The following is a 14247-nucleotide window of genomic DNA, read 5'->3' as shown; positions in this document are numbered from 1 at the left end:
TCACCGGTGGCCGTCCGGGTTGGCGATGAGCCCGCCTTCGTAGGCGGCGATGACGAGCTGGGCCCGGTCCCGGGCCTGCAGTTTGGCCAGGAGGCGGCCGATGTGGGTCTTGACCGTGCCGACGGTGAGGTGCAGGTGCTCGGCGATCTCGGCGTTGGACATCCCCCTGCCGATGAGGGCGAGCACCTCGCGTTCGCGCGGCGTGACGTCATCGAGGCCCCGTACGTCCTGGGTGGGATGTGGGCCCCGCAGAAACTCGGTGATGAGCCGGCGGGTGACGGTGGGCGCGAGGAGCGCCTCACCGGAGGCGACGACCCGGATGGCGGCCAGCAGCTCGGCCGCCGTGGCACTCTTGAGCAGGAAGCCGCTCGCACCCGCCCGCAGCGACGCGTACACGTATTCGTCCAGGTCGAATGTGGTGAGGATCAGTACGCGCACGCCGGCACAGGCGGGGTCGGCGTAGATGCGCCGGGTCGCTTCGATGCCGTCCATGTCCGGCATCCGCACGTCCATCAGGACGACGTCGGGCCGGTGCCGGCGGGCCAGAAGCACGGCCTCGGCACCGGTGCCCGCCTCGCCCACGGCGGCCAGCCCCGGTGTGGCGTCGATGAGGACCTTGAGGCTGTCGCGGATCAAGACCTGGTCCTCGACGAGCAGGACCCGGACGGGTGGGGACGAGTCGTGCGGTGCGGCGCCGATGCTCGTGTCGTCGATGCTCATGCCGCGGTGCCGTCCTGACCGTAGGGCAGTCGAGCCGACACGTGAAAGCCTCCTGCCGGTCGGGGCCCCGCTTCGAACGTGCCTCCGTACATCTTCGTCCGTTCCCGCATGCCGACCAGGCCGTGTCCGCCGTGGCTCGCGCGCGGCGGCCGGCCGTGGCGGGGGCCGTCGTCGACGACCTCGATCACCGCCTCCCGCCTGCCGACGTGCACCGTGACCGCGCAGCGAGTCGGCCCCGCGTGGGTGACGACATTGGTCAGGGCCTGCTGCACGATCCGGTACACCGACATCGCGACCGCGGCAGGCAGGGCGGCCTCCTCACGGACGGTCAGCTCCACCTCGACCCCGGCCGAGCGGGCGTGGGCGGCCAGCTCGGGCAGGTCGGCCATACCGGGCGTGGGGACCGGGTCCTGCCGGGGATCACCGTCGGAGCGCAGCAGGTCGAGCACCCTGTGGATCTCGGCGAGCGTGCTGCGGCTGGTCTGCTCGATGACGGCCAGCGCGGCGCGCACCTCCTGCGGGCGGGCGTCGGCGACGTGATTGGCGACGGTGGCCTTGACGGCGATCAGGCTCATGCTGTGGCCGATGACGTCGTGCAGTTCCCGGGCGATGCGCCTGCGCTCGTCGGTCACCGCGGCGTCGGCGAGGTGGCGGACGAGCCGGGCGGTCGTGTCCCGCTTCCAGCGCACGGCCGTTCCGAGGGCCCACGCGACGGCCAGGAGCACACCGATCGTACCGATCTCGATCGGCCAGGCCATCGGCAGCTCACTGGGCGCCGCCGCGAGCGCGAGACCGGGGAACACCTGCGCATAGAAGATCAGGATCGCGGTCACCACGGCGGACAGGCAGACCGCCAGGCCCGCCACCGACCAGGCGATCGAGGCGGTGGTGGCCACCAGGTACAGCACGAGCACGGTCGGCACGAAAGTCAGCCAGATCGCGCCCGCCGCGACGGCGCCGACCACGGTCACCCCCGTGCCCGCGGCGCACGCGACAGCGAGCATGGCCCGCGGCCAGCGCCGCCGGACGGCAATGGGAAAGCTCAGGACCGCCGCCACCAGCCAGGCCGACCACGCGGGCCACGGTGACGACGGCCCCGGCGGATCGACGATGGCGTATCTGATGAGCAGAGCCACGGCGACCGCCACCGCCGCGTCGGTGACGCCCCTTCCGCCGCGCCGCCATCCAGCCCATTTCATGAGGGGAAGGTATCGCCTCACCGGATCATGCGGCATCCGTCCACGGTCGGACATCCGCGTCCGCCGCGCCCGCCGGCATGTCGTCGTCCTGGCCGGTACTACCCGTTCCGCGACGGGGTGCGGCCGGCCAGCCAGTCGCGGTAGCGCCGCAGCAGCCGGGCGCGGCGTCGCGTGTCCAGGCGCAGCGCGGCGTCGGGGTCGGTGGTCTCGGGAGCGATTCCACGGGCGGCGGTCCGCCGGAGGATCCAGCGGACCGCGGCCTGCTTCGCGGCAGAGGCCGTGGCCTTGTCCGATGCCGGCGAGGCGGTCAGCGGCTCGGGGCCGGGATGTCCGCAGAGCCAGTCGCGCGGAAGGGTGGGGCGTTGCGCGAGGGCGGTGGCGACCCCGACGACGGCCACGCCGGCGCGCAGGACCTCGCGGGCCCCTTCCGCGGTTCTGATGCCGCCGGTCAGCATGATCGGGATCGGAGAGGCCGCGACGACCTCACGGGCGAGGTCGAGAAAGTACGCCTCTCGCGCCCGGGTCCGCTCGTCGATGCCCGGACCGTCGAGAACACCGTGCATGACACCGTGCATGACCGGGCGCTCGGCGCTGCCGCCTGACAGCTCCACCAGGTCCACCGGGTGCTCACCCAGGAGTTCGACCACCCGTAGCGCGTCCTCCTGCTGAAAGCCGCCGCGCTGGAAGTCCGCCGTGTTGAGCTTGACGCCGAGCGCGGCGTGGGCGGGCATGGCCGCGCGTACGGCCTCCACGACCTGGATCAACAGCCCGGCCCGCTGCTCGATCGGACCGCCCCAGCGGTCGGTACGCCGGTTGACGAGCGGGGACAGGAACTGTGAGAGCAGATAACCGTGCGCGGCGTGGATCTGCACACCGGTGAAACCGGCCTCGATCGCGCGGGCCGCGGCGGAGGCGAACATCGCGATCACGGCTCGGATGTCGTCGTCGTCCATGGCGACCGGCCGGGCGAAGCCGCCGGTCCCGGAGATCGGGACGGCCGACGGCGACCAGGCGACGCCGCCGAGGTCGGCACGCACCTGACGTCCGGGGTGATTGAGCTGCATCCACGCGGCGGCGCCGCCGGACCGTGCGGCGGCGGCCCAGGCCGCGAACGGCTGGAGCGGTGCCCGCGCGTCAAGGACGACTCCGGCCGGCCCGGTCATCGCGCGGGCGTCCACCATGACGTTGCCGGTGATGAGCAGGCCGGCACCGCCGGCCCCCCAGATGCGGTAGAGCTTGCGTAGCCGGTGGTCGGGAAGCTGGCCGGGCGCCGCGAGGTTCTCCTCCATCGAGGCCTTGGCGACCCGGTTGCGCAGCACCGCGCCGCCGGGAAGGGACAGTGGGGAGAACAGCACGTCGGCCTGGTCCGAGGCTTGCACGGGTTGCAGCATAAGCAACGGATTGGGCATTATGCAATACATGGATACGCAGGGGATCACTCCGGCCAGCGGCGCCGAGCCCGCTCCGATCGTTCTCGGCGGCAACGTGTTCGGCTGGACCGCCGACCGCGACGCCTCGTTCGCGGTCCTGGACGCCTTCGCGGCGGCGGGCGGCACGCTCATCGACACCGCCGACTCCTACTCGCAGTGGGCCCCGGGCAATTCCGGCGGCGAGTCGGAGACGATCATCGGCGCCTGGCTGGCCGGGCGCGGCGACGGCCCGCCGGTGTCGATCGCCAGCAAGGTGAGCCAGTCGAAGCACCGCCAGGGGCTCGCCCCGGACAACATCGTCGCCGCGGTCACCGACTCCCTCGTCCGGCTCGGCCGTTCGTCGATCGACCTCTACTACGCCCACTTCGACGAGGAGGACCGTCCCATCGAGGAGATCGCGCGGGCCTTCTCCCGGCTGCGGGACGAGAAGCTGATCGCCGAGATCGGCGTGTCGAACTTCAGCGTGGACCGGATCGCCGCGTGGCTGGACGTGGCGGAGCGGGAAGGGCTGCACGGCCCGACCGTGATCCAGAAGCAGTACAGCCTCATGGAGCGCGGCATCGAGGCCGACGTCATCCCCCTCGCGCGCGAGCGTGGCCTGACCGTCATGACCTATTACTCGCTCGCCCACGGCTTCCTCACCGGCAAGTACCGTGACGGCGCGACGGTGGACAGCCCCCGGGCCAAGGCCGCGGCGGCGTACCTGAACGACCGCGGCCACGCGGTGCTCGGGGCACTCGACGAGGTGGCCGTCCGCCACCAGGCCGCCCCGGCGGCCGTCGCCCTGGCGTGGCTGGCCGTCCAGCCCACGGTCAGCGGCGTCATCGCCTCCGCCCGCGACACCGGCCAGCTGCGCGACGTCCTCGCCGCCGCGCGGGTGCGGCTGAGCGAGGAGGACGTCGCGCGGCTCGACGCCGCCTCGGCGACCGCGACGGCGGGCCGATGACACCAGCCGGCGAACGCCCGCGGACCGCCGCACCGGCGGCGACGGCGTGTCCGAGCGCGATCGCGGCTGACTAGGATCCAACCATGGGCGATTGGACCCCACCAGCCGCCGGAGGTGACCGGCAATCCGGGCAGAACGTGATCGTCGCGCTCCGTCGCGGCCTGGACATCCTCGACATGTTCAGCGCCGACCGGCGGGTGGTCGGCATCACCGACATCGCCCTTGAGCTCGGCATCCACAAGTCCAGCGCGTCCCGGCTGGCGGCGACCCTGGCCTCGGCCGGATACCTCGTGGCGGCCTCGGCCGGCAACTACACGCTCGGGCCGCGGCTCGCCGTGCTCGGCTCGCTGCTGGCCGCCCGGCAGGATCTCGCCTCGGTGGTCACGCCGTTCCTGCGGGAGCTGGTCGAACGCACGGGCGAGACCGGGCACCTGGCCGTGCTCGACGACACCGTGGCCAAGACCGTGCAGGTGGTCGACGGCTGGCACACCGTACGCATGCACTCGTGGGCCGGCAAGCTGTCGCCGGCGCACTGCAGCTCGATGGGCAAGGCGCTGCTGGCGGGCCTGTCCGACGCCGAGATCGGGGAACGATACCCTGACGCGGAGCTGCCGGTGCGGACCGTGCACACCATCGGCACGGTCGAGCGGCTGCGCAACGAGCTGGCGCGCATCCGCCGCACCGGCTACAGCCTCGACAACGAGGAGCTGGAGGCGGGGCTGCGCTGCGTCGCCGCGCCGGTCTTCTCGCCCGAAGGGGGCGTGGACGCCAGCATCAGCATCTCCGGCCCCGCCCAGCGGCTGACCCGCGACCGCATGGCGGTCCTGACCCGGCTGGTCCGCTGGTACGCGTGGCGGGCGAGCATGGCGCGCGGCGTGCTCGCCGTGCCTGCGGGCTGGCCGGCGGCGCCCACGGAGGAGCCGCCGGCCCCGGACTGGATCGAACGGCCCAGGGCGGCCGACCACCCCGACACCTGAGCGCGTCGTTCAGCGGACGGTGTCCAGGCCCGCGAGGTAGCCGAAGGTCATGCCCACGGCGAGGGTCGCCCCCGGCCCCGGGTAGCCGTCGCGGGTCCAGAAGGCCGCGGCGTTGCCGACCGCGTACAGTCCGGGCAGGGGCGACCCCTCACGGGTGAGGGCGCGCCCGGCGGTGTCGGTGACGGGCCCGCCCTTGGACCCGATCACTCCGGAGTACACGCGCATCGCGTAGTACGGCGCCCGGTCGATCGGGCCCAGGCAGTGGTTGCCCTCCTGCCAGGGGTCGCCGTAGTAGTCGTCGTAGGCGTCGCCGCCACGCTGGAAGTCGTGGTCCACGCCCTCGGCGCAGAAGCCGTTCCAGCGCTCGACGGTCGCGGCGAGCCCGTCCGGGTCCACGCCGATGCGACCGGCGAGCGTGGCGAGGTCCTCGCCGGTGACGATGTGGCCCGGCAGCGGGCCGTCCGGCGTCAGCCCGGGGAGCGGGTAGCGCTCGCGGAAGCCCTGGTCGAAGATCAGGTACGCTTCGTCGCCGGGTTCGAGCCGGTGCATGGCCTTGCCGAACTCGTTGTATGGCACCGCCTCGTCGACGAAGCGCCGGCCCTGCCGGTTGACCACGATCTGCCGCGGGACCCCGCGCTCGCGCACCAGGCCGCGCGGATATGGCACGCCCTCGACGAGGTCGCCCTCGGGGCGCGCCATGGGCATCCACCAGCCCTCGGACAGGTTGTCGACGGGCAGGCCGAGGTCGTCGGCGATGGTGAGGGCGATCCCGGTGTCGCTGGGCGCCGAGGCGGACACGCCGAGCCCGGCGGGCAGCAGCCGGTGGCGCAGCTCGTCCGTCGCGTCGAACGCGCCGGTGGCCAGCACGACCGAGGACGCCTGGATGGTCCGCTCGCCGTCGCCGGTGCGTACCCGCACGCCGCTGACGGCGCCGTCGCCGATGAGCACCCCGGTCAGCGCGGTGTCGGTCATGACCGTGGCGCCGGCCCTGACGGCCCCGTCGAGCAGCGCGGCGACCAGGCCGAGGCCGCCGGTGCGGATCCCCTGGGCCATTCTGGCCGCGAGCAGGTCATGGTCGATGTTGGCCGGGTAGCGCCACTTCTCCCACTCGGCGTGGGTGATCGGGCTGTAGCCCGGCGGCTGGCGGACCGACCACGCCTGGGGGACCAGTTCGTTGAGGTCGACCGGCGCCACGTCGAAGCAGCGCCCGCCGCGGGTCGCCCCGGCGTAGTCCTGGTGGTAGTCGGGGTAGTTCGGGCAGACGACGAACCGGTGCGGGGAGTGCTTCTCCACGAAGGCGGCCATCGCGCGGGCCTCCCGGACGAACGTGCGCGTCATCGGCTCGTACCGGGGGTCGAAGATCTGGTCGAGGTACCGGTTCGCCAGTTCGTCGGAGTCGCCCGCGTTCTCGGGCGTGCCGTTGGCGGGCAGCCACACCCGCCCGCCCGAGAGCGCGCTGGTGCCGCCGATCTCGCTCGCCGACTCGATCACCAGGGTGCGGGCGCCGCCGGCGGCCGCGGCCAGGGCTGCCGTGAGGCCCGCGGCGCCGCTCCCGGCGACGACGACGTCGTACGTCTCGCTCATCGATCTTCCTCTCATTCCGGCCGGCGCAGGTTGAGCACGACGATCCGCGGGTCGGTCATGTCCTGGACCGCGTACCGGGGCCCCTCCACACCGTGCCCGCTGTCCTTGACCCCGCCGTACGGCATGGCGTCGGCGTGGTAGCTGGAGGTGTCGTTGATCATGACGCCGCCGACGCGCAGGGTGCGGGCGGCGTGGAACGCGCGGTCGAGATCCTGGGTGAAGACGCCGGCCTGCAGTCCGTACCGGCCCGCGTTGACCCTGGCGATCGCGTCGTCGACATCGCGCACCGGGACGACGGACACGACCGGCGCGAAGATCTCCTCGGTCAGCACCTCGCTCTCCTCGGGCGGCTCGGCCAGCAGGGCCGGCGTGAGCACGCTGCCGGAGCGCTCGCCGCCGACCCGCAGCCGCGCGGACCTGCCCGCCGTCTCGACCCAGGTCGCGGCGCGCCGGGAGGCGGCCTCGGAGATGAGCGGGCCCACATCGGTGCCCGCCGCCCGCGGATCTCCGGCCTTGAGCCCGGCGACCCGGTCGGCCAGCGCCTCGGTCAGCTCGTCGAACCGGACGTGCTCGACCAGGATCCGCTGCACGCTGGTGCACACCTGGCCGGCCTTGCGGAAGCCCGCCGTCGCGACCAGCCTCACCACATCGTCGAGCCGGGCGTCGGCGGCGACGATCGAGACGCTGTTGGAGCCCAGTTCGAGATGGGTCCTGGCCAGGCCGGCGCCGGCCGAGATGACCCGCCCCACCGCGGTCGAGCCGGTGAAGGTGTAGAAGCGCACCCGGTCGTCGTCGAGCAGCGCGGGCCCGATCGCACCGCCCGGCGCGCACACCAGTTGCAGCAGGCCCGGCGGCAGCCCCGCGTCGATGAACGCCCGCACGACGTTGATCGCGCTCAGCGGCGTCTTCTCGGCCGGCTTGAGCACGACCGCGTTGCCCGCCGCGATGGCCGGGCCGACCTTGTGCGCCACGGTGGAAAGGGGGGCGTTGAACGGTGAGATCGCGACGACCACGCCGACGGGGACGCGGGTGGTGAAGGCCAGGCGGTTCTCGCTCCCGGGGGTCGCGGCGAGCGGGACCTGCTCACCCGCGACGCGCAGCGCCTCCTCGGCGCTCAGCCGGTAGATCCCCACGGCCCGCCGCAGCTCGCCCCGCGCGTCGGCCTCCAGGAAGCCGGTCTCCCCCACGTAGTCGTCGACGAGCTGATCCGCCCTCTCCTCCATCAGGTCGGCGACCCGGAGCAGGATGCGGGCTCGCTCGCCCTCGTCGAGCGGGCTCTCCGAGGCGCGGTACGCGCCGGCGATCGCGTCCTTGGCGTGGGCCGGCGTGGCCTCGGCGACGTCGGCGAGCACGTCGCCGGAGTACTTGTCCACGACCTCGATCCGGCCGGCCGCGTCCCGCCACTCGCCGTCGATGTAGAGGCCGCTCACACGTGCCGCTGTGCTCATTCAGATCTCCTTCACCTGCACGACCCGTTGACGTGCGAGTCAGAGACTACCTACGATCTCACATCATGCAAGGCGTTGCGTGTGATGCAATGCAATGAAGATCGCTGTGCTCCTACCAGCGGAATCAATCATGGAGGTCAGCTGTGAGCCTCACCGGCGCACAGATCATCACCGAATACCTGGTCCGCGAGAACGTGCCCTACGCCGTCGGTCTCTGCGGCCACGGGGACCTCGGTCTGCTGGACGCGCTCGTGGAACGGCAGGACGACATCACGACGATCTCGGTCCACCACGAGTCGCTGGCGGGGTTCATCGCGGACGCCTACTACCGGATCACGCACCAGCCACTGGCGACCTTCACCTCATGCGGCCCCGGCTCGGCCAACCTGCCCATCGCCCTCGGCTCCGCGCTGATGGACGACTCCGCCTTCCTCGCCATCACCGGCAACGTCGCGACCAGCCAGTTCAACCGCGGGCCGTTCCAGGAGACGGGGCGGCACTTCCAGGCCGACTTCCCCAGCGTGGTCCGGCCGTACGTGAAGCGCAGCTACCAGGCCACCCGCGCCGAGCAGCTCCCGCTCATGCTGCGGCAGGCGTTCGCGCAGATGCGCGGCGGCCGCCCCGGCCCCGTGCACCTGGACGTGCCGCTGGACGTGTTCGTCGACCGCACGGACGAGCCAGTCCCCGACCCCGCGGACTGGGGCACCGGCCGGACCTCCGCACCGGGCGCCGGGCGCGCCGAGCTCGACGCGGCCTGCGCGCTCATCCGCGACGCCGCGCGCGTCGTGATCGTCGCCGGGTCCGGGGTGGAGGGCGGCGAGGCGGAGGCGGAGCTGCTGGCCTTCGCCAGGGAGAACGGCTTCCCGGTCGCGACGTCGCCGCTGGGCAAGTCGGGGTTCCCGTACAGCGATCCGCTGGCGCTGGGCGCGACCGGCCGCAACGGCACCTACCAGGCCAACCACGCGACCAGGAACGCCGATCTGGTGCTCGCGTTCGGCACCCGTTTCGACGACCGGTCGACCAGCTCGTGGCTGCCGGGCTACACCTACTCCTTCCCGCCCACGAAACTCGTCCACGTCCACGTGGACGCGCAGGAGCTGGGCCGCAATTTCCCCCCCACGCTGGGCATCTGCGCCTCGCCGCGCGAGGTCCTCGCCCAGCTGCGCGAGCGCCTGCCCGACTTCCCGCCGGCCGGCGAGGTCGCCGAGGGGCGCCGCCGCTGGCTGGACGAGCTCGGCGAGGCGAAGGCGAAGTGGACCGCGCACACCGAGCCGCACGACCACTCCGACGCCTCCCCCATCCGTCCCGAGCGCGTGCTCGCCGAGCTGCGCGGCGCGCTGCCCACGGACGGCATCCTGCTCAGCGACGTGGGCGTGCACCACAACTGGATCGTGCAGAACTGGCGCACCGACGCGCCCCGTACCGTGCTGCAGAGCTGGGGTTACGCGTCGATGGGCTTCGGCGTCGGCGGCGTGCTCGGCGCGCACCTCGCCGCGCCGGACCGCCCCTCCGTCGCGGTCGTCGGCGACGGAGGGTTCCTGATGTTCCCCAGCGCCGTGGCGACCGCCGTCGAGTACGACATCCCCGCCGTCTGGGTCGTCTGGAACAACGGCGGATACATCTCCATCCGCGACCAGCAGAAGCTCTACTTCGGCGCGGACCGGCAGCTCGCCACGAGCTTCGAGCACGTCGCGAGCCGCACGCCGTACTCGGCGGACTTCGCCGCGCTCGCCCGCTCGATGGGCGGCGAGGGGCTCACCGTCACCGAGGCATCCGACCTCGGGTCGGCGTTCAGGACGGCGATCGACATGCGCCGTCCCGTCGTGGTCGACGTACGCGTCGACGACGCGGTCGGCCTGCCGTCGGCGGCCACCTGGGAGCTGCCGCCGCTCCCCCACCCCACGCCGTCGTTCGGCTGGCCGGAAGCCCAGGAAGGAACGCGATGAAAGCGCTGATCAAAACCGCACCCGGTCCGGGCGCGCTGGAATGGGCCGACCTCCCCGACCCCCGGCCCGCCGAGGGGGAGGTGCTGCTCGAACTGGTGGCCGCCGGTCTGTGCCACACCGACCTGGGGATGATCCACGGCGACTACGGCCCCGGCAGCGGGTACGCCCCGAACTTCCCGCTCGTGCTCGGCCACGAATACGCCGGCCGCGTGGTCGAGGCCGGACCCGGCACCGCCGTCCCCGTCGGCAGCCGCGTCGTCGGCAGCGCGCACCTCACGTGCGGCGCCTGCGTCTGGTGCCGCCGGGGCCGGTCCATGCTGTGCGAGAGCCGCAAGGTCCTCGGGCTCGACGTGGACGGGGTGTTCGCCGAGCGGTTCGCCGTGCCGGCGCGCAACCTCGCGATCCTGCCCCCGGACCTGCCCGACCGGCTGGCCGTCCTCGCCGAGCCCTTCGCCGTCGCGGCGCACGCCGTGGACGTCGCCCGGCTCGACCCCGCCGACGACGTCTGCGTCATCGGCCCGGGGACCATCGGCCTGCTCACCCTCGGAGCCCTCGCCGGCAGGCGGGTCACCGTGGTCGGCAGGGCCGACGACACCGCGCAGGTGGCGCGGGCGAAGGAGCTCGGCGCGGCCGAGATCGCCACCACCCCGGACGAGGTCGAGGCCCTGAACGGCCGCTTCGACGTGGTGTTCGAGACCGCCGGCACCGCCTCGGCGGTGACCACCGCGACCGGACTGCTCGGCCGCGGCGGGCGGCTGATCTGCGTCGGGCTGCCGGCCGAGGAGGCCCGCTTCTCCTCCGCCCAGCTCTCCTGGAACGAGCAGACGATCGTCGGCTCCCGCGCCTACGACGTCTCCACCTGGGCCTCCGTGCCCGCCCGGCTCGGCGCCGCCCCCGGGCTGGAATCCATCGTCACGCACACCGTGCCCCTGTCGGCCCACCAGCGCGCGCTGGAGCTGGTCGAGTCCCGGCAGGCGACCAAGGTGCTGCTGCATCCCTGAACCCCACGCGAAAGGTGGAGACGTTGAGCAACCCATCGCCCGACCGCGCGGACGTCGTCGTCGTAGGCGGCGGCAACGCCGGTTTCTCCGCGGCCCACGCGGCCGCCGAACGCGGGCGCCACGTGGTCCTGCTGGAACGCGCCCCGCGCGAGCTGGCGGGCGGAAACAGCTACTACACGGCGGGCGCGACCCGCATCGTCCACGCCGGTCTGGAGGACCTGCTGGACTTCGTCGAACCCGACGAGCGGCACTCCCGTACCGTGGTGCCCGCCTACTCGGCGGACGAGTTCGCCGCCGACCTGGTCAAGGTGACCGGCGGACGCAACGACGCCCGGATGACCGAGCTGCTGATCGGCGACAGCGCGGACACGATCCGCTGGCTCGCCGCCAAGGGCGTCCGGTACCGGCTCATGTACGAGCGCCAGGCGTACGAGCGCGAGGACGGCGGCTACCTGTTCTGGGGCGGCCTGCACGTCGGCAACGTCGGCGGCGGCGTCGGCCTCGTCGCCGACCACACCCGCGTCGCCGAGGCCGAGGGCGTCACCATCCGCTACGGCCACCAGGCGACGGGCTTCCTCACCGGCGACGACGGGAGCGTGACCGGCGTCCGGTACGAGACCGCCGACGGCGCCGCCGGCGAACTGCGGGCGGACTCGGTGATCGTGGCCTCGGGCGGGTTCGAGGCCAACCCCGAGATGCGGGAGGAGCACCTCGGCGCCGGATGGGCCAAGGCGAAGGTCCGCGGCACGCCGTACAACACCGGCGAGCTCCTGCTCCGCGCGCTCGAACTCGGCGCCGCCCGCGGCGGCGACTGGACGACCTGCCACAGCGTGGCCTGGGACGCCCTCGCCGAGCACAACGAGAGCAACCGCGAGCTGACCAACCGCCTCACCCGGCAGAGCTATCCGCTCGGCATCGTCGTGAACGCCGAAGGCAGGCGGTTCCTCGACGAGGGCGCCGACTTCCGCAACTACACCTACGCCAAATACGGCCGGGAGATCCTGCGCCAGCCCGGCTCGATCGCCTACCAGATCTACGACGCCAGGCTCCGGCCACTGCTCCGCACCGAGGAGTACGACATGCCGGGCATCAGCGTCGTCCAGGCCGACAGCATCGCGGAACTCGCCGACGGCCTCGGCATCGACGCCGCGACGCTCTCCGCCACGGTCAAGGAGTTCAACGCGTCGATCGACACGGACCGCCCGTTCGATCCCACCGTCAAGGACGGCAGGCGCGCCCACGTGACTCCCCCGAAGAGCAACTGGTCCTCGCCGATCGACCGTCCGCCCTTCTACGCGTACCCGGTAACCTGCGGCATCACCTTCACCTTCGGAGGACTGAAGGGTGACGACCACGGGCGCGTACTGCGCGAGGACGGCACCGCCGTTCCCGGGCTGTTCGCGGCGGGCGAGGCGCTGGGTGGCCTGTTCAGCGGCAACTACCCGGGCGGCACGGGCCTGACCGCCGGAATGGTGTTCGGCCGACGGGCCGGCTCCGTGGCCTGACAACTCCCGGCGGCTCACCGGAACCACCGGCCCTTCGACCCCCCTGCGAAGCGGAGACCATCATGACCACCGACCCGACTCCGACCGACCCGACTCCGACCGACCCGACTCCGACCGACCCGACTCCGACCGACCCGACTCCGACCGACACGTCCCCCGACCCGAAAGACGTCCGCACCGCCGTCTCCTCCGGCGTCATCGGGACCGCCGTGGAGTACTACGACTTCTTCGTGTACGGCACGGCGGCGGCGCTCGTACTCAACGAACTGTTCTTCCCGACCTTCTCCCCCGCGCTGGGCACGCTCGCGGCGTTCGCGACCTTCGCGGTGGGCTTCGTGGTGCGGCCGATCGGCGCCATCGTCCTCGGCCACGTCGGCGACCGGGTCGGGCGCAAGAAGGCCCTGGTGTTCTCGCTCGTGCTGATGGGCGTGGCCACCTTCGCCATCGGCCTCCTGCCGACCTACTCCACCGCGGGGGTCCTCGCGCCGATCCTGCTGGTGACGCTGCGGCTGATCCAGGGGCTGGCCCTCGGCGGCGAGTGGGGCGGCGCCACCGTGCTCGCCTCCGAGTACGCCGGGCGGGGCAACCGCGGCTTCCTCGCGTCCTTCGTCCAGCTCGGCTCCCCGCTCGGGTTGCTCATGTCCAGCGGCGCGTTCGCCCTCGTCGGCCTCGGATCGGACGAGTTCGTCCAGAGCTGGGGCTGGCGGATCCCCTTCCTGGCCAGCGCGGTCCTGGTCGGGATCGGCCTGTACATCCGGGTCCGGATCATGGAGTCCCCCGAGTTCAGGCGTGCCACCGCGGCCGGCGAGATGTCCACCCGCGCCCCGCTCGTCGAGGTGTTCAGGTACTCGTGGCGGCAGGTGCTGATCGCCATCGGGATCCGCTTCGTGCCCGACATCGGCTTCTACATGGCCGCGACCTTCCTGGTCAGCTACGCGACGACGACGATGGACTACCCCCGCGGAGCCATCCTGGCCTGTGTGATGATCGCCGCGGCCGTCGAGCTGTTCACCATCCCGCTCTTCGGCCGGCTGTCCGACCGCGTCGGCCGCAAGAAGGTCTACCTCTTCGGGGTCGTGTTCCTGACCGTGCTCGCCTTCCCGCTGTTCGCCCTGGTCTCCAGCGGCTCCATCCTCCTGACCGGGATCGGCGTGGTGCTGGCCCTGGCCGTCGGGCACGCCGCCACCTGGGGGCTGAGCGCGGCGATCAACTCGGAGCTGTTCCCGACCCGCTACCGGACGACGGGCGCCGGCCTCGGCCTCAACGTCTCCAACATCGTCGGCGGCGGCCCCGCGCCCCTCATCGCGTCCTCCCTGGTGATCGCCGCCGATGGCGGGTCGTGGATGGTGTCGCTGTACATCGTCGCGGCCGGCGTGCTCAGCATGATCGCGATCGTGGCCATGGCGGAGACCTCCGGCCGGGACCTGGCCGAGGACTACAGCCGGCGCACCGCCCCCTCCGTCCCCGGGATGAGAAGGCAGACCCTGTGAC

At 72.6% G+C, this 14247-nt stretch carries 11 protein-coding genes; 6 read left to right on the top strand and 5 right to left on the bottom strand.

Going from position 1 to position 14247, the window contains the following annotated elements; genetic code table 11:
* The 3 genes from SMD20_RS47380 to SMD20_RS47370 all read right to left on the bottom strand — a co-directional run bounded on the left by SMD20_RS47380 (position 1) and on the right by SMD20_RS47370 (position 3298).
* Entirely contained in the window at positions 1–720 is a 720-nt protein-coding gene (locus SMD20_RS47380) for a response regulator transcription factor (protein ID WP_329594406.1), read from the bottom strand.
* Positions 717–1919 carry a sensor histidine kinase gene (locus SMD20_RS47375; protein WP_329594404.1) on the bottom strand — a complete coding sequence of 401 codons (1203 nt, stop codon included), beginning with the start codon at positions 1917–1919 and terminating at the stop codon, positions 717–719. The genes SMD20_RS47380 and SMD20_RS47375 overlap by 4 nt, the downstream gene beginning before the upstream one ends.
* Positions 1920–2017: 98 nt before the next feature.
* Positions 2018–3298: an oxidoreductase gene (locus SMD20_RS47370; RefSeq protein WP_329594403.1), complete on the bottom strand. Its 1281-nt coding sequence runs from the start codon at positions 3296–3298 to the stop codon at positions 2018–2020.
* Positions 3299–3338: 40 nt separating this feature from the next.
* Here SMD20_RS47370 and SMD20_RS47365 point away from each other — a divergent pair, with 40 nt between their 5' ends.
* A complete protein-coding gene (locus tag SMD20_RS47365) occupies positions 3339–4295 on the top strand; it encodes an aldo/keto reductase (protein WP_329594401.1) in 957 nt (318 codons plus the stop codon).
* Positions 4296–4378: 83 nt separating this feature from the next.
* On the top strand, positions 4379–5272 hold the full coding sequence (locus tag SMD20_RS47360; RefSeq protein ID WP_329594399.1) for an IclR family transcriptional regulator: 894 nt from the start codon (positions 4379–4381) through the stop codon (positions 5270–5272).
* 9 nt (positions 5273–5281) lie between these two features.
* Here the strand turns inward: SMD20_RS47360 and SMD20_RS47355 are convergent, their stop codons facing one another.
* Positions 5282–6856: an FAD-dependent oxidoreductase gene (locus SMD20_RS47355; RefSeq protein ID WP_329594397.1), complete on the bottom strand. Its 1575-nt coding sequence runs from the start codon at positions 6854–6856 to the stop codon at positions 5282–5284.
* Between the two features lie 11 nt (positions 6857–6867).
* The gene (locus tag SMD20_RS47350; RefSeq protein WP_329594396.1) at positions 6868–8304 is read right to left on the bottom strand and encodes an aldehyde dehydrogenase family protein; all 1437 of its coding nucleotides are present in this window, start codon (positions 8302–8304) and stop codon (positions 6868–6870) included.
* A 143-nt stretch (positions 8305–8447) separates the two neighbouring features.
* Between SMD20_RS47350 and SMD20_RS47345 the strand changes: the two genes are divergently transcribed.
* The 4 genes from SMD20_RS47345 to SMD20_RS47330 all read left to right on the top strand — a co-directional run bounded on the left by SMD20_RS47345 (position 8448) and on the right by SMD20_RS47330 (position 14246).
* Entirely contained in the window at positions 8448–10250 is a 1803-nt protein-coding gene (locus SMD20_RS47345; protein ID WP_329594394.1) for a thiamine pyrophosphate-binding protein, read from the top strand.
* A complete protein-coding gene (locus SMD20_RS47340; protein ID WP_329594392.1) occupies positions 10247–11251 on the top strand; it encodes a zinc-dependent alcohol dehydrogenase in 1005 nt (334 codons plus the stop codon). The genes SMD20_RS47345 and SMD20_RS47340 overlap by 4 nt, the downstream gene beginning before the upstream one ends.
* Before the next feature lie 23 nt (positions 11252–11274).
* Positions 11275–12756 (top strand): FAD-dependent tricarballylate dehydrogenase TcuA, encoded by a 1482-nt coding sequence (gene tcuA / locus SMD20_RS47335; RefSeq protein WP_329594391.1) that lies wholly within the window; start codon positions 11275–11277, stop codon positions 12754–12756.
* A 62-nt stretch (positions 12757–12818) separates the two neighbouring features.
* A complete protein-coding gene (locus SMD20_RS47330) occupies positions 12819–14246 on the top strand; it encodes an MFS transporter (RefSeq protein ID WP_329594389.1) in 1428 nt (475 codons plus the stop codon).
* Position 14247: the final 1 nt, after the last annotated feature.

It is taken from the genome of Nonomuraea sp. LP-02, from assembly GCF_036289125.1.
GTDB lineage: Bacteria > Actinomycetota > Actinomycetes > Streptosporangiales > Streptosporangiaceae > Nonomuraea > Nonomuraea bangladeshensis.
The sequence above is the reverse complement of the archived record's forward strand: the minus strand, read 5'-3'. Positions and strand labels throughout refer to the sequence as shown.